We start from the raw sequence: 1785 nt of genomic DNA on the forward strand, positions 1-1785 counted from the left end.
TCCCTTTCAAAACCAATAGCTCTGAATAGGGTTGTTACCGGTAACTTTTTCTTTCTGTCGATATACGCATACATCACACTGTTGATGTCTGTAGCGAATTCTATCCAGGAACCTTTAAACGGAATTACCCTGGCTGAGTATAACTTAGTCCCATTGGCATGAAACGATTGGCCAAAGAAAACCCCGGGAGATCTGTGTAATTGGGAAACAACTACTCGTTCTGCTCCATTGATCACAAAGGTGCCACTGGGAGTCATGTAGGGAATGGTCCCCAGGTACACATCCTGAACGATGGTCTCAAAATCCTCGTGTTCCGGATCTGTGCAATACAATTTTAAGCGCGCCTTTAGAGGAACACTATAGGTAAGACCCCTCTCGATACACTCTTGAATAGAGTAGCGTGGTGGATCTATAAAATAATCAAGGAATTCCAATACAAATTGGTTCCTGGTGTCTGTGATGGGAAAGTTTTCCATGAAGGTATTGTACAATCCTTCATTGCCCCTTTCGTCAGATTTTGTTTCAAGCTGAAAAAAATCTTGAAATGATTTAATCTGAATGTCCAAGAAATCCGGGTAGTCCGGTATGTTCTTAGCGGATGCGAAACTTATTCTTTCAGTCTGTTTTGTGAACATCTATGGACAAAATTTTGAACGTGAATACTAGATTGGGTTGTATATGACTTTATATACTATCTATAAAAGGGTTTAGGTCTAGCCACCAAATGGTGTAAAGACCTAAACCAAAACCATATGGTTGTCGCAATTATTTAAGCTCAACTTCCGCTCCTGCTTCTTCCAAAGATTTTTTAATGCCTTCAGCTTCGTCTTTAGACACAGCTTCTTTAACGGCTTTTGGTGCGCTATCAACAATGTCTTTTGCATCTTTCAATCCAAGACCTGTTAATTCTTTCACCAATTTAACTACAGCTAGTTTAGAACCACCAGCAGCTTTCAGAATAACATCAAATTCTGTTTTTTCTTCAGCGGCTTCTACATCACCTCCGGCGGCTCCACCACCAGCGGCAACTGCAACTGCAGCAGCAGCAGGCTCTATACCATATTCATCTTTTAAAATATCAGCTAATTCGTTTACTTCTTTTACTGTAAGATTAACCAACTTTTCTGCGAAATCTTTTAAATCTGCCATTTTTCTATCGTTTAATAAAATTTTAAATTATGCTTGTTTTTAGTGCGTGCGTATTATTTTTCTGATAAGGTCTTTAGGATACCGGCTAATTTGCCACCTCCAGATTTCAATCCGGAAATAACGTTCTTAGCAGGAGACTGAAGTAATCCGATGATTTCTCCGATCATTTCTTCCTTCGACTTAATACTTACCAGGGTATCTAACTTATCGTCTCCAACAAAGATGGCTTCTTCAATGAAGGCCCCTTTTAATAAAGGCTTGTTGCCTTTCTTGCGAAAGGTTTTGATAAGTTTTGCCGGAGCATTTCCGGTTTCAGAAAACATTAGGGATGTATTGCCAATCAATACATCTGGAAGTTCTCCAAATTCTTTGTCTGAAGCCTCCATGGCTTTAGACAATAAGGTGTTCTTAACTACAGACAATTTTATGTTTGCCTTAAAGCAAGCTCTCCTGAGGTCTGAGGTTGTCGATGCATCCAATCCCGAAATATCTGCCAAATAAATGGTAGTATTTTCGGCAAGTTGTGCAGTTAGATCTTGTATAACGGTCGCTTTTTCTTCTCTTGTCATTACTTTACATTTTCAGAATTAAACTGCTTTCGGATCTAATTGAACACTTGGACTCATGGTACTAGAC

General features: G+C 39.3%; 2 protein-coding genes and 1 pseudogene. All 3 read right to left on the bottom strand.

Annotated elements, in window-relative coordinates; genetic code table 11:
- Positions 1–635: pseudogene (rpoB, locus tag WBM49_RS03720) on the bottom strand (DNA-directed RNA polymerase subunit beta); the annotation flags it as partial.
- A 130-nt stretch (positions 636–765) separates the two neighbouring features.
- The gene (gene rplL / locus WBM49_RS03725) at positions 766–1149 is read right to left on the bottom strand and encodes a 50S ribosomal protein L7/L12 (RefSeq protein ID WP_424370722.1); all 384 of its coding nucleotides are present in this window, start codon (positions 1147–1149) and stop codon (positions 766–768) included.
- Between the two features lie 53 nt (positions 1150–1202).
- Positions 1203–1718, bottom strand: coding sequence for a 50S ribosomal protein L10 (gene rplJ, locus WBM49_RS03730; RefSeq protein ID WP_424370723.1), 516 nt, complete (start codon positions 1716–1718; stop codon positions 1203–1205).
- Between the last annotated feature and the right edge of the window lie 67 nt (positions 1719–1785).

It is taken from the genome of Muriicola sp. (assembly GCF_049669965.1).
Lineage (GTDB): Bacteria > Bacteroidota > Bacteroidia > Flavobacteriales > Flavobacteriaceae > Muriicola.

What these genes read in the sequence shown, in the direction of transcription:
- rplJ (WP_424370723.1), bottom strand. Translation starts at nt 1,718, where the DNA reads ATGACAAGAGAAGAAAAAGCGACCGTTATACAAGATCTAACTGCACAA.
- rplL (WP_424370722.1), bottom strand. Translation starts at nt 1,149, where the DNA reads ATGGCAGATTTAAAAGATTTCGCAGAAAAGTTGGTTAATCTTACAGTA.